At 39.8% G+C, this 24,784-nt stretch carries 16 protein-coding genes; 7 read left to right on the forward strand and 9 right to left on the reverse strand.

Annotation, left to right across the window (positions count from 1 at the left end; translation table 11 throughout):
* Nucleotides 1-90: 90 nt before the first annotated feature.
* The 5 genes from DUT70_RS19585 to DUT70_RS19605 form a co-directional block, all read right to left on the reverse strand.
* Nucleotides 91-3,147 (reverse strand): efflux RND transporter permease subunit, encoded by a 3,057-nt coding sequence (locus tag DUT70_RS19585; protein ID WP_113649053.1) that lies wholly within the window; start codon nt 3,145-3,147, stop codon nt 91-93.
* A gap of 32 nt (nt 3,148-3,179) precedes the next feature.
* Nucleotides 3,180-4,229: an efflux RND transporter periplasmic adaptor subunit gene (locus tag DUT70_RS19590; protein WP_113649054.1), complete on the reverse strand. Its 1,050-nt coding sequence runs from the start codon at nt 4,227-4,229 to the stop codon at nt 3,180-3,182.
* Nucleotides 4,230-4,232: 3 nt separating this feature from the next.
* Nucleotides 4,233-5,582, reverse strand: a complete 1,350-nt coding sequence (locus tag DUT70_RS19595; RefSeq protein ID WP_113649092.1) for a TolC family protein — start codon at nt 5,580-5,582, stop codon at nt 4,233-4,235.
* A gap of 23 nt (nt 5,583-5,605) precedes the next feature.
* A complete protein-coding gene (locus DUT70_RS19600; RefSeq protein ID WP_113649055.1) occupies nt 5,606-6,250 on the reverse strand; it encodes a TetR/AcrR family transcriptional regulator in 645 nt (214 codons plus the stop codon).
* A gap of 109 nt (nt 6,251-6,359) precedes the next feature.
* The gene (locus DUT70_RS19605; RefSeq protein ID WP_113649056.1) at nt 6,360-11,837 is read right to left on the reverse strand and encodes a T9SS type A sorting domain-containing protein; all 5,478 of its coding nucleotides are present in this window, start codon (nt 11,835-11,837) and stop codon (nt 6,360-6,362) included.
* Nucleotides 11,838-12,183: 346 nt separating this feature from the next.
* Between DUT70_RS19605 and pruA the strand changes: the two genes are divergently transcribed.
* Together pruA and DUT70_RS19615 are read left to right on the forward strand one after the other, a co-directional pair.
* The gene (gene pruA / locus DUT70_RS19610) at nt 12,184-13,818 is read left to right on the forward strand and encodes an L-glutamate gamma-semialdehyde dehydrogenase (RefSeq protein ID WP_113649057.1); all 1,635 of its coding nucleotides are present in this window, start codon (nt 12,184-12,186) and stop codon (nt 13,816-13,818) included.
* 141 nt (nt 13,819-13,959) lie between these two features.
* Nucleotides 13,960-15,369: an amino acid permease gene (locus DUT70_RS19615; RefSeq protein WP_113649093.1), complete on the forward strand. Its 1,410-nt coding sequence runs from the start codon at nt 13,960-13,962 to the stop codon at nt 15,367-15,369.
* Between the two features lie 469 nt (nt 15,370-15,838).
* On the opposite strand, the gene DUT70_RS19620 is transcribed toward DUT70_RS19615, so the two are convergent.
* The 3 genes from DUT70_RS19620 to DUT70_RS19630 all read right to left on the reverse strand — a co-directional run bounded on the left by DUT70_RS19620 (nt 15,839) and on the right by DUT70_RS19630 (nt 18,508).
* Nucleotides 15,839-16,474 (reverse strand): carbonic anhydrase, encoded by a 636-nt coding sequence (locus DUT70_RS19620; RefSeq protein ID WP_113649058.1) that lies wholly within the window; start codon nt 16,472-16,474, stop codon nt 15,839-15,841.
* A 16-nt stretch (nt 16,475-16,490) separates the two neighbouring features.
* Nucleotides 16,491-18,089, reverse strand: coding sequence for a SulP family inorganic anion transporter (locus tag DUT70_RS19625; RefSeq protein WP_113649059.1), 1,599 nt, complete (start codon nt 18,087-18,089; stop codon nt 16,491-16,493).
* A gap of 80 nt (nt 18,090-18,169) precedes the next feature.
* Nucleotides 18,170-18,508 carry a hypothetical protein gene (locus tag DUT70_RS19630; protein WP_113649060.1) on the reverse strand — a complete coding sequence of 113 codons (339 nt, stop codon included), beginning with the start codon at nt 18,506-18,508 and terminating at the stop codon, nt 18,170-18,172.
* A gap of 179 nt (nt 18,509-18,687) precedes the next feature.
* Between DUT70_RS19630 and DUT70_RS19635 the strand changes: the two genes are divergently transcribed.
* From DUT70_RS19635 to DUT70_RS19650, 4 genes are read left to right on the forward strand one after another with little or no spacing between them, the layout of a single operon-like run.
* Nucleotides 18,688-19,923, forward strand: a complete 1,236-nt coding sequence (locus DUT70_RS19635) for a porin (protein ID WP_113649094.1) — start codon at nt 18,688-18,690, stop codon at nt 19,921-19,923.
* Between the two features lie 44 nt (nt 19,924-19,967).
* On the forward strand, nt 19,968-21,509 hold the full coding sequence (locus tag DUT70_RS19640; protein ID WP_113649061.1) for an acyl-CoA carboxylase subunit beta: 1,542 nt from the start codon (nt 19,968-19,970) through the stop codon (nt 21,507-21,509).
* 6 nt (nt 21,510-21,515) lie between these two features.
* The gene (locus DUT70_RS19645; protein WP_240432199.1) at nt 21,516-22,673 is read left to right on the forward strand and encodes an MFS transporter; all 1,158 of its coding nucleotides are present in this window, start codon (nt 21,516-21,518) and stop codon (nt 22,671-22,673) included.
* Between the two features lie 4 nt (nt 22,674-22,677).
* The gene (locus DUT70_RS19650; protein ID WP_128353405.1) at nt 22,678-23,094 is read left to right on the forward strand and encodes a GNAT family N-acetyltransferase; all 417 of its coding nucleotides are present in this window, start codon (nt 22,678-22,680) and stop codon (nt 23,092-23,094) included.
* On the opposite strand, the gene DUT70_RS19655 is transcribed toward DUT70_RS19650, so the two are convergent.
* The gene (locus DUT70_RS19655) at nt 23,084-23,485 is read right to left on the reverse strand and encodes a flotillin family protein (protein ID WP_113649063.1); all 402 of its coding nucleotides are present in this window, start codon (nt 23,483-23,485) and stop codon (nt 23,084-23,086) included. The two genes, DUT70_RS19650 and DUT70_RS19655, sit on opposite strands and share 11 nt — an antisense overlap.
* A gap of 117 nt (nt 23,486-23,602) precedes the next feature.
* On the opposite strand from DUT70_RS19655, the gene DUT70_RS19660 reads away from it, so the two are divergent.
* A complete protein-coding gene (locus DUT70_RS19660; RefSeq protein ID WP_113649064.1) occupies nt 23,603-24,721 on the forward strand; it encodes a M42 family metallopeptidase in 1,119 nt (372 codons plus the stop codon).
* Nucleotides 24,722-24,784: the final 63 nt, after the last annotated feature.

Consider the following 24,784-nt stretch of genomic DNA (forward strand, 5'->3'; position numbering starts at 1 on the left):
GATGGCGTAGCCAGAGAGGGAAATTTCTTTTAAATAACAAAGCCTTTGATTTATCTATCAAAGGCTTTGTATTTTGCGAACAACGATCAATTACTCTTCCGTTTTCTTGATATTTGGTGGCATCAATTTATACACCACTGGCGTTACAATTCTGGAAAGCAGAGTTGAACTGATTAAGCCTCCAATCATGACAATGGCCAAAGGTGAAATCAATGGGTTGCTGGACAAAGCAATAGGTAGTAAACCGCCAATTGCGGTTAAAGAAGTAAGGATGATTGGCAAGAAACGCACCTCCCCCGCTTCTTCAATGGCTTCGTTTAATGGCTTTCCTTCTGCACGTAACTGATTGGTAAAATCAACCAATAGAATGGTGTTTTTCACCTCAATACCTGCCAGTGCTACAATACCGATGGTAGCCACAAATGAAAGTGAATTTCCAGTAACCATCAACGCAAGTACAGCCCCTACTATTCCCAAGGGGATTACTGACAATACGATTAGCGTACTTTTAAAGGTTTTAAATTCCAATACTAACACCGCAATAAACATGAACAGGGTAACCAAAATAATGCTGCCAAAACCACCGAAGGACTGGTTACGACTTTCGACCTCGCCGCCCATTTCAAAATGATAGCCTTCGGGCAGTTTCATCTTTTTCATCTGGGCCTCCACATCTTTAATCACCTTATCATTTAAATAACCTTTTTGCACAAATGAATTCACCGAAATGGTGCGCACCTTGTTTTGATGGTTAATGCTTAATGCCGAAGTTTCGAGTTTTAAATTTGCCAATTGCGCTAATGGGATGGCCGTTCCCTGTACGTTATTGACGTAAAGGTTATCAAAAACACCCAAGTTTGGTTCCGATGAATATTTGGTGGTGAGCAAAATGCTATAATCGTCGCCACTTGATTTTGGATTTAAGTATTTACCTACTTCAAAACCTGCAATGGCCATCCTTACGGTGCGGTCAATATTCACCATCGGCACACCCAAAGCCAAGGCTTTTTCTTTATTGATGTCTACCTTGATGTCAGATTTTAAATTCTTCAATGGGTTGTTGGTATAGATGGTGCCTTCGGTTTTAAGCAATAAATTCTCCACCTTTCCAGCCAATCGCCGCAAGGTATCCAGGTTTTCACCAAACACTCGCACTTCTACTGGCGAAATAATCGGTTGGCCCTGTTCAAAATCTTTCACTTCTACCTTAGCTCCTAAATACGGCGACCACTTAGCTCTCAATTTTTCTATAAGTGCTACTTTTTTATCGGCCCTCACATCGGGATGTAGCAAAACAAAAATCTCTGCAAAATCGCTACGCTCGTTGGTTTGCAGCAAATTATAGTAAATCCTTGGATTACCCTTACCAACGTTAGAAGCAAAGTATTTTACTTCTGGAATATCCTCGATTTCCTTTTCAATTTGTTTAGCAATTGAATCGGTGTATTTCAAGTTCGATTGTAAAGGAGTAGATACCGTAATGATAAATTGTGGTTTTTCCGATGACGGAAATAGACTGAAACCAATCACAGGAATTAAAGCCAAAGAGCCTAAAAAAATCGCCACACCAACCGCAATCGTTAAATAAGGTCTACGCAAAGCTTTATCCAATAATTTAGCATAAGAACCATGGATAATTTTTTGCAGGGTACGCAAAAAGATATTGCCATGTACATCGGCATGTGGTTTTAAAAGTTTACTCGATAGGAAAGGCACTACGGTTAACGCCACCACCATGGAGGCAATTACCGAACAGATTACCGCTACGGGTAAGCTTCTAATGAATTCGCCCGAGGCTTCTGGCATGAACATCAATGGCATAAAGGCTATCACCAAGGTGGCAGTACATCCCAATACGGCCAATCCAATTTGCTTGGTGGCCATTAGGGTTGCCGTAAGCCTGTCGTGGCCATCACGCATCCATCGTTCTATATTTTCTACCACCACAATACTGTCATCAACCAATAGCCCCAAAGAAACAACCAAACCTACAATACTCAATTGGTTGAGGCTAAATCCAAGTAGGTTAATCAAGATGATACCAATGGCTAAGGATAAAGGAATAGATACCATAACCACTAACGAAGCACGGGTACCCAATGGCAATAAGGTAATGAGCACCAAACAAATGGCAATTCCAAAATCGAAGCCCAAACCACCCAGTCGGGTGTTGACATTATTAGCCTGGTCAAACATCACCTGTAGGTCAATATTGCTAGGCAAGGTCTTTTTGAAGGATTCCAGCACTGGCAAATAAGCTTCTTGGGTTTTAGTAATGTTACTGCCCGCTTTTTGTGCGGCCACTACAAATACACTTCGGAAACCATTTAAGCGGGTGATGTGCTTCTCTTGGGAATAATCAAAATAAACTTTGGCTACTTCTTTTAAGGTAGTGTTTTTGCCCGTAGCACTAGCTACAATGGTATTCTTAATTTCGTCTAAACTCTGGTAATTACCGCTGGTTTTAATATTGAAAGATTTATTGCCAGCATCAATGCTTCCCCCTGGAATATTGGCCACTTCACTTTGGATGGCATTGGAAACTTGCGTTACAGGAATACGTAGCAGCGCCAGTTTCTCCAAGTCCAAATCTACTTTTACCAACTGGTCGGGCAAGCCCATCATCTCCACATTTTTCAGTGAAGGTATTTTTTCAAGATGGTCCTGCAAATCTTCTGCAACACTTTTGAGTTTATCGCGGGAGGCATTTTCCGATACCAAGGCAATTTGTAGGATATTTACATCGGAAGGCGTGATCTTTTGCACCTCCATGCTGTAAATTTCCTGTGGCAGGCTGGGCCTTTCACTGTTCACTTCCCTTACCAGCTCTTGGTATTTATCATCTACATTACCACCATATTTGTACTCAACAATGATAACTGCTAAACCATCCCTGATATTGGTTTTTATGGTCTTTATATCGTCTAACCCGTAAATACGTTTTTCCAGAGGCTTCACCACCAGTTCCTCCATATCCTTAGGGCTTGCTCCTGGATAAACCACCACCACTGGGAAATTGGGTGGGTTCATGTCAGGATCTTCGGCCCTTGGCATGTTAAAAACGGTAGTAATTCCCAAGGCCATCACCATTAATACCATGATTAAGGTGAACTGATAATTTTTTACTGCATAATCTGAGATTTTCATTTGCTTTCGGTCGATTTTAAGCGTAAAAAATATTATTTAATCACCTTTATTCTTGAGCCATCGGTAAGGTAGGCGCTGCCAGAAATAATGACAGAACTGGCTTCTTCTAATCCACCTGTAATGACAATTTTATCTTTCTGTACAGCACCCAATTGTACCTTCACTTTCTTGGCCACTTGGTTATCACTGGTGACAAATACATAACCTTCATTTTCGCCACCGTCCAACAAGGCATCATAAGGAATCACATATGCACTTTGTTTTTTTGATGGATAGATATTGGCTTTACCAAACATCCCCGCAGCCAAACCTTTTACTGGTTCATTTAAGGACAACTCAAGTCCAAAAGTTCCACTTTGCGGGTCAATGCTTTCTGATTTTCTGCTTACTTTGGCTTGCAAGGTTTTACCGGCCAATGCATCGGCGGTAATCACAGCCCTGTCTCCAACTTTTAAGGCCGACCATTGTTTATCGCTTAAGCCAACTTTCAACACCCAATTACCTTCGCTAGCACCATTTATTTGCAACACTGGCGTACCAGGACCTACAATTTGACCTTCGTTGGCCAGTTTTCTAAGTACATAACCGCTCACCGTTGCATTGATAGTGGTATAGCTTTCGTTAAACTTGGCCGATTGCAGCTGCTTTTTTGCAACATCGAGCATTGTTTTGGCATTTTGCAATTGCTCTAAAGTGGCCACACTGTCTTTGTAAAGTTTGTCGGCACGTTCGTAATCACGTAACGCTTTTTGGTAGGAAAGCTGTACTTGTTGGGCTTGGGAACTAATTTCCGTAGGGTTCACCGTAGCCAGTACTTGTCCTCTGCTTACCTTATCTCCTTCTTTTACATAAATGCGATTGATGACGCCGCCGTTTTTAAAAGACAATAATGTTTCATCGTTAGTGGTGAAATAGCCAGAAGTAGCCACCTCTCCATCAGCATTTTCGGCCAAAAGCGAAATCACTTTTACTGGAATAGTATCTTGTTGAACGATTGCCTTTTCTCTTTTGTCACTTCCTTTGCAGGCAAACAGCATGAGTAAGGCTAGGCTGAGGCTGATTTGTGTAATATTTGATTTCATAATTTAGTTTAGCGTATAGGATGCTGTTTCTCGTTCAATATTGGCCATGGCCATCAGCACCTTGTATAAATTAATGTTGACTAGTATTTGTGCCGAAGTGTATTGGTTTCGTGCATCAATGGTTTCTACAAAAGAATTGGCTCCTGCCAAATAACCTCTTTCTATTAAGCGCAAATAGGTAGAAGCAGCCTCAAATTGTTTTTGGGACGATTGGTAGGTTTGATAGGCTGAGCGTAAATTATTTTGTGCAGTTTTTGCCGATAGACTTAATTGTTGTGCTACTAGATTTGCGTTTAGTTCGGCGTTCTTCAAGTCCAAATTGCTCTCTTTAATTCGATTGCTATTTCTATTTCCAGAAAAAATCGGGATTTCCAATTGTAGACCCAACATATAATATCGGGTATTGGAATTAAACTTAAATCCTTCTGATTGTGTTCCCAAATCCAAAAATGCCCCTAGTCTTGGCACGGCAAATTGGCCATTCATTTTTCGGACAGTTTTATTAATACTCACCACTTGGTTTAAGGCTTTGAGCTCTTCTCGTTGTCCTGAAATATCCAAGGTAGCCAACAAACCTTGCACTTTAGCCAAATCATTTTTATCATCTTTTTCTACAATAATTGCATCGTCGGCATTTCTGTTTAAAAGAAAGTTAAAGTATAAGCGAGCATTATTTACTTTTTGTTCGGCATCAATTAAGGTAGCTCTTACACTTTCTACTTCACTTTGCGAACGAAGTACGTAGGCGGGCAAACCTTTTCCGTTTTCCAACAGCTTTTGGTTTACGCGAAGTCCTTCGTTAACCAACTGCAAGCCAGATTTATAAACATCAACCGCAGCAAGCGCACTTAAATAGTTGTAATAAGCGGTTTTCACTTCCTTCACCAAATCACGCTTATAAATTTGCACTTCAAATTCCTTCAAAGTCAATTGCTGCTCGCTAATGCGCTTGTTATTGATAATATCAGTGTTGATGATAGGCACGGTAGTACGCACTTTGGCATCGTGAAAGTTCTTGGGCAAGAAATTGATGGTTTGGTTTTCCATTCTTGGAAAATTATTAGCGCCCGTAATTTGATTTAAAGTGCTATAAATCGGATTGAGCAAATCTCCCAAGGGCAACGGAATGTTACGGCCTCCATCGGCAGTTTGATACCCCGCTTGAAAAGCCACCGAAGGAAGGAACAAGCCTTTTGCCGCTTTCAAAGCGTACTGCGCTTTTTCCAACGACACGTTCTTTTGCTGTAGCACTATATTATTCTTAAAGGCGGTATCAATATAAGTCTGGAGTACCTGCGCATTCACTGAGAAAGCAGCAAATACAAGCATCAGCATCAAGCAAATATTTTTCATTTTAATTAACAGTGTTAACATTATTATTGAATACTTTTCAAGTTTAATACCAAGGTGTCAAAAGCTTTCTCCAAACTAAGTTGCTGTTCTTTTTCTGGAAAGTGGGCATTCACCACATGGTCCAAATGTCCTTGCAACTTTAAGGAGCAAATACCATGGATAGTTGCCCAAACATACAAGGACATTGCGTGCAAATCTGCTTGCTTAAAATACCCCTTAGCTTTACAATCGGCAACAGTAACCAGCAAGGCCTCAAAAGCCGCCCCACCCTCTTCCCATTCACAGGCATAGTTCTTATTCACAAACTCGATGGGCTCCCGCATAATGAACATAAGCTCATAAAAATCACGATTTTCCATTGCAAACTCAATATAGCTCTTACCCATAGCCTTCAATCTCTCGAAAGGTTCTTCTACATTTCTGAGCACCGCAAATTGCGTGGCAAGCATTTTAAACCCTTCTTGGTGCAGGGCATAAATCACATCGCTTTTATCCTGGTAATAGAGGTAAATGGTGGTAGGGCTTATGCCAATTTTATCCGCAATTTTTCTAATAGAAATGGAATCATAGCCATGCTTTAGAAACAGCTCTTTGGCCACTTCTAAAATTTTTCTCCTCAGATCCTCCTTATGTTTGAGGCGCTTGCTTTTTGTATTTGTTTCACTCATGACGAAGCAAATATAATTAACAGTGTTAATATTTTAAAATCTCAAATCATTTTATATAAAAAAAGGAGAAGCTAGGCCCCTCCTTTTCATTGTTGCTGTTAATTTTGGATTAGAGTTTCACAATTTTTTTGGACACGTTTCCGCTATTTTTAATTACTTGTAGGATATAAGAACCTGGACCAACCTCGGCTACATCTAGCTCCATTAACTGAGAACCATCTGCATTTTTCGCCTTCAAAGTTTTGCCCGTCATGTCGGTAAGTAATAATTTAACATTTTCTTTTGCTGAAGCACCCAAGCTCACATAAAGTTTAGTGGTTACTGGGTTTGGATAAGCCAATACAGAAAGTTCTTGATCAAAGCCTTTTACAAATCGAGTGAGTTTATCGAAAGTGATCCTCGTGCCATCGACGTCAATTTGTGCCAATCTATAATAAGCAGATTGTGTGAAGTTCACATCAACTACTTCATAGTTAGACACCGTAGCTGAATTTCCTTTTCCTGTTTTACTATCAATCACGCTAAAGTTTTTACCATCCAAGCTTTTCTCTATTTCAAACTTGGCATTGTTTTGCTCCGAGCTTGTGGTCCATCTAATTAAGGCACCACTGGCAGAAAGCTTTGCGGTGAAATCTACCAAAGCGACAGGCAAAACACCAGGTGTTTTCGCAAAGGTGAATACCCCAAAATCAGTATTTAGGCCTGAAGTGATTGTTCCAGTACCTCCAACTACCGAGAAGCTGTCGTTCCCAGCACCTACCCAAGTATTCGTACCCGTATTAAATCTCGCCACCACGGCATCCAGCGTCGCAAAACTTGAAAAACCAGACGTAGCAAAATCGTAGGTGGTTAAGCCCACTTTGGCTTGAGCATTTCCACTCAGTTTATTCACAGTCCAATATTCTTTGTTATGAATGTAACCCAAGGCCACTGGGTCAAAACTAGCCACATTCACATAAGATACTGGAAAATACTCCAACTCAAAATCTGAAGCAGTACCCACTACACCAGTTAGCGAAATTGCCGTAGAAGCGGTGTTTTTTCCAATCATCAAGTTTGTGGCCGTGCCGTTAGCCACATTAAGCAATTTAATTTTTCCGTTAATGAAGTTTTGCGGCTTACTCAAATTAAAACTAATGGTTTTAGCAGCGTCAAGCGTTAGCCCCGCAGCGGCGTTTACCTTACCTTCGGTGACCACAAAGTTACCTGTAGCCTTTACTGGCTGATTAAAAGTTACCGCTTTTGCCAACGCCCCTAGGTTAACATCTCCAAAAACAATTTCGCTTATGACATTATTATCGATACCGAAAGTGTGTGCATTGGTAAGCGTTCTATTACCCAAAGTGGCATAAATGGCTGGGTCATTTTTTAACACCACTGTAAATCCATCGGGCACTGTTTTTAAAGCATTGTCTAGGGTAGCCAAGGCTCCAATAAAAGCTTTTTGCGGCTGAATGTTCACATAACCCGCCAAGCCATTATCCACCCCATCTACAATTTGAGCTTTAACCCCCACCAAGTTATCAAAATTTGTTTCCGTCCCACTATGAACGGTTCCAAACATATTATAGGAAGCATCTATATCGCCATTAAATGGAAAGATATTAGTGGTATTTGTTCCATCTTGCGCCACATCATAAAGTGTCCCATAAGCTGCCGAAGTTCCAGAAGCCGTTCCATCCAAAAAGATGTATGTTCCCAAACTCGCGGCAAATATATTTTTATCCACCTCAGTACCACCAATTTTCACATTCGAAACTGGCTTTACCGAAGCAGATCCGTTATGGTTATAGAAACTGATCCCCACACCGCCTGTACCATTAAAGGTATTGCTAGTAATCGAAAGGTTCTCTGAAGTCACTGGACTTTGCGGACCAGCAGTTCCTTCCTTGCTTGAGAACACAATAGAACTAAAGGCCGTCGCTCCAGTAAATGGCGTTAAGGTATTATTTTTGATGCTCACATTGTTTGATCGCTGCACAAAGATCCCGATATTGGCATAGTTAGTAATAACATTGTTAGCGACTTCGATATTTGCATTTGCTGTTCTGCTTCCTTTCACTTCCAACATTCTTACCATCAAGTTTGCCTGTGCCAAACTTGGAATGCCAGCACCAATGTTGTTATTGTTGATTTTATGATTGCCCACTTTCGCATTTAGCACTGACACCAAACCCACTGGAAGGTCGTTATATGAAAAATCAAAATCATTACCAGCACCATCTCCAATGTTGCCTGCTTGTAAGCCATACACTGCGATAATATTATTTTTATCAGCAGGTGAACCACCGATAACCCCATACGTATTATACGCATAAATACCTCTTCCAAACAATTCCGGAGCCAATAAATTAGCATAGGTAACGGTATTACGCACTAGGTTAATCGCATTATTTGGAACACCAACATCATTTCTTCCCAATCTCATGGCATGACTATACCATTCGTAACCAGCCACACTTTGTGTTTTGGTTCCTTTAAACACGTTGTCGGAAACTTCTAGGTTATTGAAATTATCTGTGGTAGTGGTAGCGATACCAATATAAGTCGGTTCTTGGTTAATTTGGAACTCAAAATTTTGGATTTTCACATTAGGCGCATCAATTTCAATCAGTGCATTTTTTCGATCTCCTGTATTAATCACTGGACCGGTGCTACCGTTGATAATTGGTTTAGCTCCCAGATTTAAGTTATTCCCCCTCAAAGTTATTTGCTTATTTACCAACACGGCAGCAGTAAGCGTATAAGTGCCTTCTTCCACGTTAATGACATGTCCGTTTTGCGTATCCGTATCGTCAATAGCCTCTTGTAGCGTCGCAAAACCTTCACTTGTATTTACATTTCTTATCGGAAGGTTCAAAATCACTTCTCCCAAACCTGGTACGTCATCTATATCATGAATTTTTGCTTTCACAATTGAAAATGTAGCCAAAGTTCTGTCTGTTCTGGTATCATAAGTCCCATACACGTTCTTCTCCGCAACGATATTGGAAGAGAAAGGTAAAATGTTGGTAACCGCAGCTGAATTATAATATTGGGAAGACCAAATTGGATCTCCCGCTGTGGTTCCAGCAGGCCTATCATCAAGGCTGATGTATCTGTCTAAGGTAGCAACGAAAATATTCGCATCAGCCCCTGGGCCACCAATAACAGCCTTGGTTAAAGGTGCCAAAGCGACATCACTATACGAATTAGCGAATTTAATACCCACGTGTCCAGCACCTAAAGGTGTAGGCGTATTAAAGGTATTTTGCTTCACCACTAAGTTTGAAAATGATTTTGCACCTGGAGTTCCTGAATTGGTGGTTTTGGTATCGAAATAAAGCCCTACCGTATTTGAACTTCCCGCAAGCGGATTAAAGATATTGTTAATCACACTCACATTACTCGAATAAAATACCGCCAATCCTAACAGTTTAAAGTCATTCAAGGTATTCCCTGACACTTCAACCGTTGAACCAGGGTTAATGGTAGAAATGATTTCAATCAATGCAGGTTGTCTATCAGCTCCTGTTTGTCCATTCGCATCAGCAGTTCCACCAGAGGTGATAATATTATTGGTGATTTTATTACCTGGACTCACATAACCGTTCATGGCCAGTTTACCTTGCAAGGTATTGTTATTCACAATCAGCGCTCCGCCGCTCATATCTCCCGCTTGTATCGTAGCGTAATGCGCTTTAAAATTGTTATCGTCTATATTTCCGTTGATATTAGATGCCCTTACCGCTCTACCCAAAGCGTTATTCGACACAGTATGCCCAACGGTATTTCTTAAGATGGTCACCTTATCGTTTCCATTGGTATTTAAAACACCTAAAAAGATTGCCGCACTATTAAATACGTAGCTCGTATTGGTTCCCTCTATTAAATTATCGGTAATAGTTAAATTATTAAAACTACCCGTTGGTCCCGATTTGATCCCATAGCCCGCGGTAGTGGTAGTGGTTGCGTTGTTAAAATTGCTTTCTTGAAAGCGGAGGTGCAAATTTGAAATCGTCACATTCGGCACTGCTACATAAATCAGCGCTTTGTTGGCCACATCACCTCCTGTGATGATCGGTTTGTTAGCTAGAACACCATTATTACCTACCAACGAAATACTTTTTGTGATATTAATTCCTGTAGTTAAGGTATGTGTTCCTTCAAAAACATTCACGGTATTACCAGCAAGTGTTGAAGGCGCATCTATCGCTGATTGAATGGAGCAGAAACGCACCGAAGTCGTAGTATTACTCGCCACCAATTCTGGCTCAACGGCAGTAGAGGCAACCGCACTGGTCACCAATCTGAAATTGGTGCCGTTTAAATTAAAGTTATTACCACTCAAATAAGCACAAGCATCGCCTGAGTTATCCCTGTCGAAATAAAGTGTATTGGCATCACCTGAATTACTAGGGCTATTAGCGTCACCATTATAACCAATATTACCTTTTTGCAATTGGACAGCTACTTCTGTTCCCGTAATGGTATTTCCAATGATAGTGTGTCCTGTACCGCCAACCACAATTCCAAAACCATCACCTTCCGCGGCGGCAGATCCTTTGATATTGGAAATCGTATTATTCCAAATATATACGCCAAAAGGTTGATCATTAATATCCGTATAGCCATCTTTCCTTCTCAACACAGCAATGGCTGCGAAATCCCTGGAGTTTGTTGGCGTGCCCAACTGTGTAATGATATTTCCATTAACCATGACAGCACCATTTCCCGAATTAGCACCTGACGCCAACACATTTTTGACTTCGATTCCGAACCTAGCATTGTTGGCCAGTGTAATAGTATTAGCAGAAATAATAGTTTGAGCGGATGTAAGATCATTTTTACCCAGCCACATTCCAATACCAGAATCCCCATTAGAATTTACGGTATTGTTCATCACCTTAATACCGCTAGTATAAGCTGAACCCGCAAAATCTATCCCTACCAACTGATTATAAGAAACCTCATTATTATCTATTTCAATAGTTTCATAGGTTGCTGCAGTACTTTGCAGCATAATTCCCCTTGCGCTGCTTGACACCGGAGAACCACCCTTATTTCCGTTATAATTAAACGTTGAAAATCTGATGATTAAATTTGTGACACTTTTATTGGTATAAAAACCATATCTGTAATTTTCACTAGCCGACACATTAATCACATAAACATTACTGACATCCACTCCTACTCCTATACCCGTTTCAAAATTAGTCACCGTAAGGTTAGAAATTGTTACGTCATTTGCTGCAACCCTAAGTCCGTAGTTACTCGTAGTAATGTAGTTGGCTAAAGTACCATCGATAATAGTACCTGCCGTGGAAGCCCCTTGAATAGTTAAAGATTTATTGATGTTGACGAAATAGCCAGCTACGGCGCCTACTGGAGAGTAGGTTCCATTGGCCAGATTAACAATATCGCCCGAGGCTGCAGCATCTACAGCAGCTTGAATACTTCGCTTAGGCGCTCCTATTACTGTTCCCGCATTGGCATCATTCCCTACAACAGGGTCTACGTAGTAATTTGTTTGCGCATGTATGCCCTGAAGGGCCACTAGCAATCCAACAAAAAGCATAGGTAGTGCTCTGAGTAGAGTTTTTCTCATAATTTATCTGGTTAAGAACTATTTAGCTATGAGAGAGCGATTTAAATCTAAATTAGATATAATCACAATAAAAAAAGAAAGATTACGTTACAACTTTTTTCTCTAAAGAATAAATCTTCATTTGCATCCTAAAAACGAAGATTATTTTCCTATTTTTTTTATTCAAAGAATTCATCTGGCCATCTCTCCACCTTCCCATTTAAAGATAGATTTCACCATATAAAACACCGACAATAAACATAATTAGAGCATTTAGTTACTGTACCGTAATAATCTGCAATCAATAGTTGCTAATCATCCGCTATCCAAAATTAAACCTCTATATTTGTGAAAATTACTACTTATTATGCTTAAAGGATTTTTTAACGTTCCTGTTCCTGTTAATGAGCCCATTTTGGGTTACGCACCAGGAAGCAAGGAAAGAGAATTATTAAAAGCGGCTTTGGCCGAGGGAAGATCTAAAGTGACGGATATCCCTATGTATATTGGAGACAAAGAGGTATTTACCGATGAGAAAATCAACATCACTCCTCCTCACGATCACCAACATGTTTTAGCCACCTTTAGCAGGGGCAGTAAAACTCACGTACAACAAGCCATTGATGCTGCATTAGCGGCAAAAGCCAATTGGGAAAATTTAGCTTGGGAACAAAGAGCTGCTATTTTCTTAAAAGCTGCTGATTTAATTGCAGGCCCATACAGATATAAATTGAACGCGGCAACCATGCTAGGCCAAAGCAAAAATGCTTTCCAAGCTGAAATAGATTCTGCCTGCGAACTGATAGATTTCTTGCGTTTTAACGTGAGTTACATGACCGAAATCTACAAACAACAACCTCCTGTTTCTCCAAGAGGCAGCTGGAACAGAGTAGAGCAACGCCCCTTAGAAGGCTTCGTTTTTGCATTAACTCCTTTCAACTTTACTGCCATTGCAGGAAACTTACCTTCATGCGTAGCCATGATGGGAAATGTGGTAGTTTGGAAACCTGCCGACACGCAGATTTACGCCGCAAGCTTAATCATGCAAATCTTTAAAGAGGCTGGATTGCCAGATGGTGTCATCAACTTAGTTTATGTTAAAGGCCCTGATGCAGGCGATGTGATTTTCTCACACCCTGATTTTGCTGGGATTCACTTCACAGGCTCTACTGGAGTTTTCCAAGACATTTGGAACACTATTGGTAGCAACATTCACAAATACAAAACTTACCCTCGCATTGTAGGTGAAACTGGCGGTAAAGATTTTATCCTAGTTCATGGTTCTGCAGATGCTGAGGTATCAAGCACCGCAATCTTGAGAGGTTCTTTTGAATACCAAGGACAAAAATGTTCGGCGGCTTCAAGAGTGTACATCGCAAAAAGCAAATGGCCTCAAATTAAAGAGTATCTATTGAGAGATTTGGCAACCTTAAAAATGGGGCCAACCGAAGATTTCACCAATTTCATCAATGCAGTAATCGACGAAAAATCTTTTGACAAATTAGCTAAGTACATTGACGAGGCAAAAAAAGCAAAAGGCGTTGAAATTATTGCTGGCGGAAACTACGATAAGAGTAAAGGATATTTTATTGAACCTACTGTTTTAGTGGTAGACGACCCGAAATACACCACCATGTGTGAAGAACTATTTGGCCCAGTACTAACGGTGTATGTTTATGACGATAAAGATTTCGATAAAACTTTAGAAATCATCGACACTACTTCTATTTATGCATTAACAGGTGCAGTAATTGCTAAAGATCGTTATGCGATTGATAAAGCTACTCACGCGCTACGCAATGCCGCTGGAAACTTTTACATTAACGATAAATGTACTGGTGCAGTAGTAGGCCAACAGCCATTTGGTGGTGCTAGAGGTAGCGGAACCAACGATAAAGCAGGATCAATGATCAACTTATTGCGTTGGGTTTCTCCACGTACAATTAAGGAAACTTTTGATCCTCCAAAAGATTATACTTATCCGTTTTTGGCAAAAGACTAATCTTGATTTCAATAAAAGTGATTTTTTTGATTGCTTTATTAAACATATCACCACAGAAAGCCCCGCATTGCGGGGCTTTCTTATTCAAAAAGACTATTTTTGCGGCCATAATAATACTTGATCACTTCAAAGCCATTAACCTTGGAAAATACTGACAACAAAAACGATCTAAAAAGAGGTTTACAAAACAGACATATACAACTCATTGCACTAGGCGGAGCAATAGGCACTGGTTTGTTTTTGGGCATTGGTCCCGCGGCGGTGTTGGCTGGGCCATCTGTTATTTTAGGCTATGCCATTGCGGGTATGATCGCCTTCTTCATCATGCGCCAACTTGGCGAAATGGTGGTTCAAGAACCTGTATCGGGCAGTTTTAGTCATTTTGCTTATAAGTATTGGGGACCTTTTCCTGGTTTTGCCTCTGGCTGGAATTATTGGATGCTTTACATCTTAGTAAGTATGTCTGAACTGACTGCTATTGGCATTTATGTGCAGTTTTGGTGGCCAGAAATACCGCTTTGGGCTTCTAGCGCTTTCTTTTTTGTAGTGATTAATATGCTCAACCTTGCTTCGGTAAAAGTTTATGGCGAAGCAGAGTTTTGGTTCTCCATTGTAAAAGTAGTGGCTATTATAGCGATGATTATATTTGGCGGATATCTCTTGTTAAGCGGCACAGGTGGGGAGCAAGCAACGATAAAAAACCTTTGGAATGATGGTGGTTTCTTTCCAAAAAGCTGGTTGAGCACTAACGGAAATGGTAGCTACGAAGGGCTTTTGGCAGCGATGGCACTGATCATGTTTTCTTTCGGCGGATTAGAACTGGTGGGCATTACTGCTGCAGAAGCTGAAAATCCAGAGAAAAACATTCCTAAAGCAACCAATCAGGTAATTTATAGGATATTGATTTTTTACGTTGGAGCATTGATTATTCTATTTTCTTTATCGCCGTGGAAAAGCATTACCGACGGCAGCAGTCCATTTGTAATGGTGTTTGAAAGGCTTAACGGTTTCCAACTTGATATTTTCGGACAGCATATCAATTTCACCAAACTGATTGCCAACGTACTCAATGTGATTGTACTTACCGCAGCACTATCGGTATATAACAGCAGTGTTTACAGCAACAGCCGCATGCTTTACGGATTGGCACAACAAGGCAATGCACCAAAATTTCTATCTAAACTTAACAAAAACTACGTGCCTGTAATGGCGATTTTAGTTTCCGCTGTATTTGCTGCCATTTGTATAGTCATTAACAAAATTATTCCAGAGCAAGCGCTAAGCATACTCATGTCTTTAGTTGTTTCAGCACTTGTCATCAACTGGTTAATGATTAGCTATACGCATATTAAATTCAGGAAAGCACATCAATCGCAAAAAACAAAGTTTCCATCGTTTCTATATCCAATTAGCAACTATATCTGCTTGTTATTTTTAGCAGGCATACTCGTCATAATGTGGCTTACAGATTTGAAAATGTCTGTAGAACTAATTCCGTTATGGATGTTGTTTTTATACGGAAGTTATTACTTAGTTCAACGTAAAAAATAAAGAACGTTTTTAATCTTCTTAATATTTAAGACTGAGAACAATAATCTATGTGACTAGATGAACCACATAGACACATCGTAAATTCAGTAGCATTAACAAGCCTTTAATTTCGTTGGTTTTCAATTTACTTGCTTGAGTTTCATAAACGGGATTGCAGCGAAAATCCTTTTTGTTTTTTATTATCATTCTAAGCGTTGGCAAAGAATCTGTAAGTTGTTGCTCATCAGAAGTAGACTCCTCGTTCCTCGGAATGACAGGCAGACAATCAAAAAGATTGTAGCGTAAAGCCCGACTAGCTTTAAAAGAAGCTGCTGTCCTTGTTTTTCAAAAAAAATCATTTAGGAATGACGCCTAAATGAATGGTTGGAAAATAGCTCGCTAAACATAATTACATAAAAAAGAGGATGCCCAAACGCTAGGCACCCTCTCCAACATTATATACTACTAAACCTACAACTATCCTATCATACTATAACCAGCTTACAACGCCAGTTTCTACATTATAATTGGCACCAACTATTTTTATTTTCCCATCTTTTTCCATTTGGTTTAAAGTGGTACTTTGGTTGCGGATATCTAAAATGGTTTGTTTTACATTTTGTACATTCAATCTTTCCAACAAATCATCATTTTTAGATGAACGTTCTTCTCCTTCTGTAATGATCTCCTCAATAATTGGATTAAAATGATCTACTAAATGTGTAAGGTTTTCCATTCCCATTCCGCGAATCGCAGCAGCATCTAGTCCTCCTTTTAAAGCACCGCATTTTGAGTGCCCTAAAACAACAATTAATTTAGATCCTGCAACATTACAGCCAAATTCCATAGAACCCAAAATGTCTTGGTTCGCAAAATTTCCAGCAATTCTTACACTAAAAATATCTCCTAGTCCTTGGTCAAAAATCAATTCTGCAGAAGTACGACTGTCAATACAGCTCAATACTACAGCAAATGGCCATTGTCCTGCTCTAGTGTCATTTACCTGTGCTAGTAAATCTCTGTTGGCTTTCAAATTTTGAACAAATCTATCATTACCTTCTTTTAATATTTCAAGTGCCTTTTCAGGGGTAATTGTCGTTTGTGTTTCTAAAGTATGTGCCTTCATTATTTTATTTCTATGATTAATTTTGTTCAACAATTTTTGTGTTAATTTTTGGTACCGAGTAAGTTTTCTTAATATTCTCTAAAGTAACAATAATCCCTTTTGTATAAGCATTATGTTTGTAGTTATGGATTGCTTCCAACACATCTGGATCGATATACCTAGAATTAGCACCATCAATAATCACATTGGTTTCACTTGGAATCCCAGATAACAACACCTGAATAGAAGCTTTGTTTAGGAATGATACTTCTTCGGCGAGCTTGATTCTGATGTTCTTTTTGTTTCCTTCTTCTTGTACTCGGTAAAAGAAGGGATTGCGCATATTGGTTCTCAATAGATAGAAAATTGAAACCGCCATACCAATACCAACACCTTTCAACAAATCAATACCTACTACACCTACAACAGTAACCACAAACGGGATAAATTGATCCCAACCTTTGTGATACATATGCTTAAATAGAGATATTCTCGCTAGTTTATATCCAGTAACCAATAAAATGGCTGCCAAACACGATAACGGAATCATATTGATGATTGAGGGGATGAATAGTAATGATAGCAACAACAATAAGCCGTGCGAAATAGCCGAAACTTTGGTGCGGCCTCCAGCATTAACGTTAGCCGAGCTTCGCACAATTACCGCCGTCATTGGCAAGCCGCCTAGCATACCGCTTGTAATGTTACCCACACCTTGAGCAATCAGTTCGCGGTTGGTTGGCGATACTCTTTTCAGAGGATCAATTTTATCAACTGCTTCTAAGCTTAACAAGGTTTCTAAACTGGCAACTACGGCAATAGTAAGCGCAACCATCAACACTTTTGAGTCAAAAATGGTAGAAAAATCAGGCATGGTAAACAAACCAAAAAACTCGGCTGCACTGTTTACTTCTGGAATTTTCACCATTTGGCTATCTTTTAAAGCACTTGATGAGCCGCTAAACAAAATGGCTCCCAATATACCCAACGCTACCACTACTAAAGGAGCAGGAACTACTGCTAGTTTCTTAAATTTAGGCCAAAATACCAACACCAAAATGGAAAGCGCACTAATCGCAATGGCTGCTACACTAAAGTGCTGAAAAGCATTTGCTAGTGCCGAAAATGTATTTTCCCCATCTTTCTGGAAAAAGCTTTCGTCACCAAAAAAATCGCTATCTACCCCTAAAGCATGCGGCAATTGTTTCATGATCAGTAAAATACCAATACCTGCCAACATTCCTTCAATCACACTTGAGGGAAAATAGTTACCAATGGTACCAGCTTTAATCAATCCTAAAATAAGTTGGAATACACCAGCCAAAACTACGGCCATCAAAAATGCCTGATAACTTCCTAAACTAGTGATAGAGGCTAAAACAATGGTTGTTAACCCAGCGGCTGGACCACTTACACTTAACTGCGAACCGCTAATAGAGGCTACTACTACACCACCAACAATCCCAGTAAGTAAACCTGCAAACAAAGGAGCCCCAGAGGCCAAGGCAATCCCCAAACACAGTGGCAAAGCCACTAAGAACACTACAATACTTGCTGGCAAATCGGCTTTTAAATTCCTCTTTTGCAAATATTTGCCTATTCCGCTTCCCATAGAAGCCGAATTCGAATTTTTCATAAAGAATTATGTTAATTTCTAAAGTTTTTTTTATCAAATCAGTTCCGTATTATGCATACGGAAATAGTACGGGTAAAAACTTAAGAGAAATTAGGAGGGGGTGTTGGCACCGAAGGATGGTATGGGTCTACATAGCGCCGCGAGTGCTCGATAAAGCTACTCGGTACGCCACAATCTAAATCCAAGTGAACGTAGTTAAGGTCAAATTTTTGGAACGTCATTTTATAGTCTACAAACTTTACGCTTGATTTTCCCTTATCATCGCCGCTGTTTTCATTTTCCAACTGCATGATTACAGAAACCATAAAATCTTCGTCCAAATGCTTGAAAAACATAGGCGCAGCAGAAATTACCATCTTCGACGCGAAAACGCACATAAAAATAGCAACTACCAAAAGCTTATATTTTCTTAGCTTCATTTTTTCAAATCTTCTTTTTCAGATTTTTCAAAAGTAATTCCGAAAACCCTTAAATTCAAAATTTATTACGTAATAAATTTGTAATATAAAGATTTTGTGCTGTGGAAATCAAAATTATTGGGCATTTTCAAACTTTATTTACTTTTGAGCTTTTCTTATACATATCGAAGCAAAATTTAATGAGGATTTTTTTTATTTGTTTACTAACTATATTGCCTCTCTTTGTGTTGGCGCAGAATAATAATGCCCCTTCATCCTATGATATACACGACATTAAGATTACTGGATATCTGCAAACACAGTTCCAAGTAGCCCAATCACCAGGTATATTTTCATGGTCGGGAGGCGACTTTAGCCAAAACTCTGCTAGCCGTTTTATGCTTAGACGTGGGCGTTTAAAGGTAGATCGTGTAGACAAATTTTCTTCGGTAGTATTTCAGCTGGATGGTACGCAAGATGGTCTTCGCATTATGGATGCCTTTATTCAATTCCATAGTCCCGAAGACAAATCATTGCTTGTTACCGCTGGTTTGTTTAACAGACCATTTGGCTATTCCATCGTTTATTCTTCTGGTTACAGAGATTTTCCTGAAAGGGCTCGAGTTTTCCAAACTTTAATGCCACGTGAAAGGGATTTGGGTGCAATGATTAGTTACAGACCCAAAAAAATGCTTCACTTTGTGACTGCCGAATTAGCGGTAGTTAACGGTAGCGGACTTAATGCCAAAGATTACGACTCTAACAAAGACATCATTGGAAACCTCAACTTTAAATTTGACAGCTTAGCCAATAAAAAATTTCACTTAGGATTTGGTGGATCTATTTATAAAGGCACGGTTAGAAGCAATACCGATACCTATCTAAAACCGATTGAAAATGGTTTTGCAAGCGTTACAGATGCAAATAACGTAGGTTATAATTTCCGAAGAGATTATTATGGTGCCAATCTTCAGCTTGAATACAACAACTCTTTTGGAACCACGTCGCTCAAATCGGAATATATCCAAGGTAAACAACCAGGTGTAGCTTCTTCCTCTAGTATCTCGGGATTAGCAGCCAGTCAAAGTTTTGCGGCCCAACCTACCACCAATTTATATCTTAGAAATTTTAACGGATATTTTATCTGGTTCACGCAGCAAATTGCAAGTACTAAATTAACTGCCATAGTAGGTTATGATGTTTATGATCCGAACACTGATGTTGATGAATCCGAAATTGGAAAAACTGGAAATAATACTACTGCGGGCGACATCAAATTTAGCACTTTAGGCTACGGTATAACCTATGCACTTAACGGTCGTTTAAAGCTTACCATTTATAACGAGCATGTACATAATGATGGTACACAATTAGCCAATTACCAAAACGACATTAAGGATAATGTTTTTACCACTCGCCTCCAGTATCGCTGGTAGCGAATATTTTAAATTTTAACCAAATCTATAAACCATATAAACCGATGAACAACAAAATCCAAATCTTAAAAGATAAAATAGAGGAAGCCCATTTAGGTGGCGGACAAGCTCGTATTGATAGCCAGCACAAAAAAGGTAAACTCACGGCTCGTGAGCGTATTCATTTTTTAATGGACGAAGGCAGTTTTGAGGAAATCGGCATGTTGGTGACCCACCGCAGTACCGATTTTGGAATGGAAAGAGAGAAATACCTTGGCGATGGTGTAATTACGGGCTATGGCACCGTAAACGGCAGATTGACCTATGTTTTTTCTCAAGACTTTACTGTTTTTGGGGGATCTTTGTCTGAAACCCACGCAGAAAAAATTTGTAAAATCATGGACATGGCCATGAAAAATGGTGCGCCTATCATTGGCTTAAACGACAGTGGTGGTGCCCGTATCCAAGAGGGTGTTGTTTCCCTGGGTGGTTATGCTGATATATTCTATCGTAACGTGCAAGCTTCTGGAGTAGTGCCACAGTTTTCGGCCATTATGGGTCCTTGTGCTGGTGGTGCGGTATATTCTCCTGCCATTACAGATTTTATTTTAATGGTTGAAAACACCTCGTACATGTTCGTAACTGGACCAAATGTGGTAAAAACAGTTACACACGAAGAAGTGAGTTCCGAAGAACTAGGTGGTGCCAGTACCCACGCAACCAAATCGGGGGTTACCCATTTTGCTTGTGCCAATGAAATTGATGCCATTAATCACGTTAAAAAACTATTAAGCTACGTCCCTCAAAACTGCGAGGAAACTCCTCCAGCTATCGCTTATGATTTAGGCAATGAAGAAAGAGCTGGCTTAAACGAACTGCTCCCTTCGAACGCCAACCAACCTTACGATATCAGAGAGGTCATTGCACAAGTTGCCGACGACGATAGTTTTATGGAAGTGCATGCTGCTTACGCCGAAAATATTGTAGTGGGCTTTGCCCGACTAGCGGGTCTTAGCATTGGCGTTGTGGCCAATCAGCCAGCTTATTTAGCGGGAGTTTTGGACAATAATGCTTCTGTAAAAGCGGCCAGATTTGTACGTTTTTGCGATTGTTTTAACATTCCTTTGTTGGTTTTTGAAGATGTTCCTGGCTTTTTGCCTGGTACCGACCAAGAGTGGAATGGTATTATCAATAACGGCGCAAAACTACTATATGCTTTTAGCGAAGCCACCGTTCCTCGTATTACAGTAATTACCCGTAAAGCTTATGGTGGTGCTTACGATGTGATGAACTCTAAACACATTGGTGCTGACATGAACTATGCTTGGCCAAGTGCCGAAATTGCCGTGATGGGTGCTAAAGGAGCTGCTGAAATCATCTTTAAAAGAGAAATCACTGCAGCCGAAAATCCTGAAGAAAAATGGTTGGAGAAGGAGAAATTATATTCAGATATTTTTGCCAATCCTTACCGTGCTGCAGAACGTGGTTTTGTTGATGAAGTAATCGAACCATCTAAAACTCGTGAAAAACTAATTAAGGCTTTTAAAATGCTCGAGAACAAGGTCGTAAACACCCCAAGAAAAAAACACGGGAATATCCCACTGTAATTATAAATGCAAGCATTAAAACGCGCCGATGTAATTTTGATGGCCTTTTGCACAGGTCTCATCGTTGCCAACATCTATTATTGCCAACCCTTGGTAATTTTAATTGCCAAGGAGTTTAAACTGGCCGAAAGCGAAGCGGGAAGCATCACTTTTTTAACCCAAGCTGGATATGCCATTGGCCTATTCCTTTTGGTGCCATTAGGCGATATGTTCGAACGTAAAAAACAGATTTTGGTTATCACCGTTTTGGCAATTGTTTCCCTACTAATCGCTGGTTTTTCGCACAGTTTTTTCGTACTTGAAATAGCCAGCGTTTTAATTGGCGCTTGTTCTATTGTGCCACAACTTATTCTCCCTCTCACCGCATCTTTAAGTGATGATGAAAGCCGTGGTCATAACATAGGAATCGTAATGAGCGGTTTATTGGTAGGCATTTTAGCTTCAAGAGCTATTAGCGGAACTGTGGGCGATTTACTAGGCTGGCGAGCCATGTTCTTAATTGCCGCTGGCATTTGTACTTTGTTGGTAATGTTGATGGCGGTGCGTTTTCCAACAAGCCGTCCTACTTTTACAGGTGGCTACAAAGAGTTAATGCGATCTATGTTCTCCTATATCAAAACCCAACCCGTTTTAAGAGAAGCATCGATCATCAACTTCTTTGCCTTTATTGTCATCATGGGTTTTTGGACTACGATGGTGCTTTATCTTTCCAATCCGCCACATCATTTTAGTGCTTATCAAATTGGTTTATTTGGCATTGCTGGTGCCGCTGGCGCATTAGCTGCTCCATTGGTAGGCAAGTTGAGCGGTGGCGGAAATCCACGAAAAAACTTGATGATAGGCTTTATTTTGGAACTAACCAGTGTGGCATTATTCTATTTCACTGGCCACAGCGTATTCCTTTTTGTTGTTGGTATTATCTTGATAGATATCGGACAGCAAGCCATTCACGTCACCAATCAAACCCGTATTTACACCCTAGTTCCCGAAGCCAGGAACCGACTGAACACCATTTTTATGTCGGTGAGCTTTGTAGGTGCAGCCTGTGGTTCAGCATTAGGTTTGTGGCTATGGTCATTAGGAGGATGGGCCATGTTCTGCTATGGTATTACGGCAATCATCATCCTAAATATGTTGATTTATCAGTGGTACAAAAAAGCTTAAACTCTTGAGTGAAACGATTCAAATAGAACAAATCTTTCCTTCGCTTACTTGGCGAATTAGGCAACAAGCTATGTATCCCGAAAAGGAAATCACAGACATGGAATTAGCTGATGATTTTGAAGGCACCCATTTCGGTCTATACTTTAACCATGAACTTACGGCAGTAGTTTCTTTATTCGTAAAGGATGGTATTGCACAATTCAGGAAAATGGCCGTGCTTCCATCCAAGCAAGGAAATGGGTTAGGGAAATTATTGCTGAAATATGTAATAGACTACTGTAACCAACAACCAGTTCAACTGCTTTGGTGCAATGCCAGAACAAGTGCTATTGGCTTTTATACAAAAATTGGTTTCGTTACTGAAGGAGTACCTTACCAACGAAACCAACTGGAATACATTAAAATGCAGCTTATTTTTTAGGCAGCGTTTTATTCAAATCCATCACAGGAGTTAAACCTTCTGAGGGTACATAAATAATTTGTGGCAAGCTCCCTTTATCTGCTAATTTTTCTAAAGTTCTAATAAACAGATACTGATTATAAGTAGCAGACAAGGTGCCATTTTCCACTTTCATCGCCTCTGCCATCCCTTTGGCTCTTTCTATTTCGGCAGCTGCATTTAATTTCTCCGCTTCCAAACGAGCTTTGGCTTCTTCAACCAAAATTCTGCGGTTTTGTTCTGCCTTGGCCATCTCAGCTTTACCTGCCATTTCTTGTTGCCAAACATTATATCTCGGCAGGCCCCACATTAAAGCTACAATCACCATTAAAACAAAAAGAGCCACTGGAATAAAAATCTTGATTACGTTCATAAATATTGAGTTTTAGAGTTTGTTTAATATAATGATTTTCCTGTCAAAAATCAAGAAAATGGTTCCATTATAAGCCTTTAATATGTACATTTACCGCCACACATATATTAAAAAACTATGGCAAAGAAAAAAGACGAAAATAAAAAACATGTGCCTGTAGTTACCAAAAAATCGCTACAGTTTTTCGAAAAATATATCAATAATGCTGCACCAACTGGATACGAGTGGGAAGGTCAAAAACTTTGGTTAGAATATCTAAAACCTTATGTTGACGAGCATTTTGTAGACAACTATGGTACAGCTGTAGGTGTAATTAATCCTAAAGCCGAATATAAAGTAGTAATTGAAGCACATGCCGATGAAATTTCTTGGTATGTGAATTACATTACCAATGATGGTTTGATCTACGTTATCCGCAATGGAGGCTCTGATCACCAAATTGCACCTTCAAAACGTGTAAATATCCATACTGAAAAAGGCTATGTAAAAGCTGTTTTTGGTTGGCCAGCTATCCACACCCGCCATGGCGAAAAAGAACAAACGCCAGAGCTTAAAAACATTTTCTTGGATTGCGGATGTACCACTAAAGAAGAAGTAGAAGCCTTAGGTGTACATGTGGGTTGTGTAATTACCTACGAAGACGAATTTATGGTGCTAAATGACCGTTACTATGTTGGTCGTGCCTTAGATAACCGTGCGGGTGGTTTTATGATTGCTGAGGTAGCTCGTTTATTAAAAGAGAACAAGAAAAAACTACCTTTTGGTTTATATATCGTGAACTCTGTACAAGAGGAAATTGGTTTACGCGGTGCCGAAATGATCGCTGATCGTATTAAGCCTAACGTAGCCATCGTGACTGATGTAACCCACGATACGACCACGCCAATGATTAACAAAATTACACAAGGCGATTTATCAGCAGGCAAAGGCCCAGTGGTATCATATGCTCCAGCAGTACAAACAAATTTGAATAAGTTGTTAATCAAAACTGCTGAAAAAGCGGGCATTCCATTCCAACGCCAAGCTTCATCACGTTCTACAGGAACGGATACCGATGCTTTCGCCTATTCTAATGGAGGTGTTCCTTCGGCATTAATCTCCTTGCCTTTACGTTACATGCACACTACCGTGGAAATGGTACACAAAGAAGATGTGGACAATGTGATCAGCTTAATTTACGAAAGTTTATTAGCCATTAAAGATGGACAGGATTTTAGAGAATTCTCAAAAATCTAATCAAAATAACAAGAGGCCTGAAAATTATTCAGGCCTTTTTCATATAAGTTAATTCCCCTATGT

The sequence above is a fragment of the Pedobacter chitinilyticus genome (assembly GCF_003313385.1).
GTDB lineage: Bacteria > Bacteroidota > Bacteroidia > Sphingobacteriales > Sphingobacteriaceae > Pedobacter > Pedobacter chitinilyticus.

Excerpts from the sequence above, each read along its gene's own strand:
- DUT70_RS19585 (WP_113649053.1), bottom strand. The coding sequence starts at position 3,147 with ATGAAAATCTCAGATTATGCAGTAAAAAATTATCAGTTCACCTTAATC.
- DUT70_RS19590 (WP_113649054.1), bottom strand. The coding sequence starts at position 4,229 with ATGAAATCAAATATTACACAAATCAGCCTCAGCCTAGCCTTACTCATG.
- DUT70_RS19595 (WP_113649092.1), bottom strand. The coding sequence starts at position 5,582 with ATGAAAAATATTTGCTTGATGCTGATGCTTGTATTTGCTGCTTTCTCA.
- DUT70_RS19600 (WP_113649055.1), bottom strand. The coding sequence starts at position 6,250 with ATGAGTGAAACAAATACAAAAAGCAAGCGCCTCAAACATAAGGAGGAT.
- DUT70_RS19605 (WP_113649056.1), bottom strand. The coding sequence starts at position 11,837 with ATGAGAAAAACTCTACTCAGAGCACTACCTATGCTTTTTGTTGGATTG.
- pruA (WP_113649057.1), top strand. The coding sequence starts at position 12,184 with ATGCTTAAAGGATTTTTTAACGTTCCTGTTCCTGTTAATGAGCCCATT.
- DUT70_RS19620 (WP_113649058.1), bottom strand. The coding sequence starts at position 16,474 with ATGAAGGCACATACTTTAGAAACACAAACGACAATTACCCCTGAAAAG.
- DUT70_RS19625 (WP_113649059.1), bottom strand. The coding sequence starts at position 18,089 with ATGAAAAATTCGAATTCGGCTTCTATGGGAAGCGGAATAGGCAAATAT.
- DUT70_RS19630 (WP_113649060.1), bottom strand. The coding sequence starts at position 18,508 with ATGAAGCTAAGAAAATATAAGCTTTTGGTAGTTGCTATTTTTATGTGC.
- DUT70_RS19635 (WP_113649094.1), top strand. The coding sequence starts at position 18,688 with ATGAGGATTTTTTTTATTTGTTTACTAACTATATTGCCTCTCTTTGTG.
- DUT70_RS19640 (WP_113649061.1), top strand. The coding sequence starts at position 19,968 with ATGAACAACAAAATCCAAATCTTAAAAGATAAAATAGAGGAAGCCCAT.
- DUT70_RS19645 (WP_240432199.1), top strand. The coding sequence starts at position 21,516 with ATGCAAGCATTAAAACGCGCCGATGTAATTTTGATGGCCTTTTGCACA.
- DUT70_RS19655 (WP_113649063.1), bottom strand. The coding sequence starts at position 23,485 with ATGAACGTAATCAAGATTTTTATTCCAGTGGCTCTTTTTGTTTTAATG.
- DUT70_RS19660 (WP_113649064.1), top strand. The coding sequence starts at position 23,603 with ATGGCAAAGAAAAAAGACGAAAATAAAAAACATGTGCCTGTAGTTACC.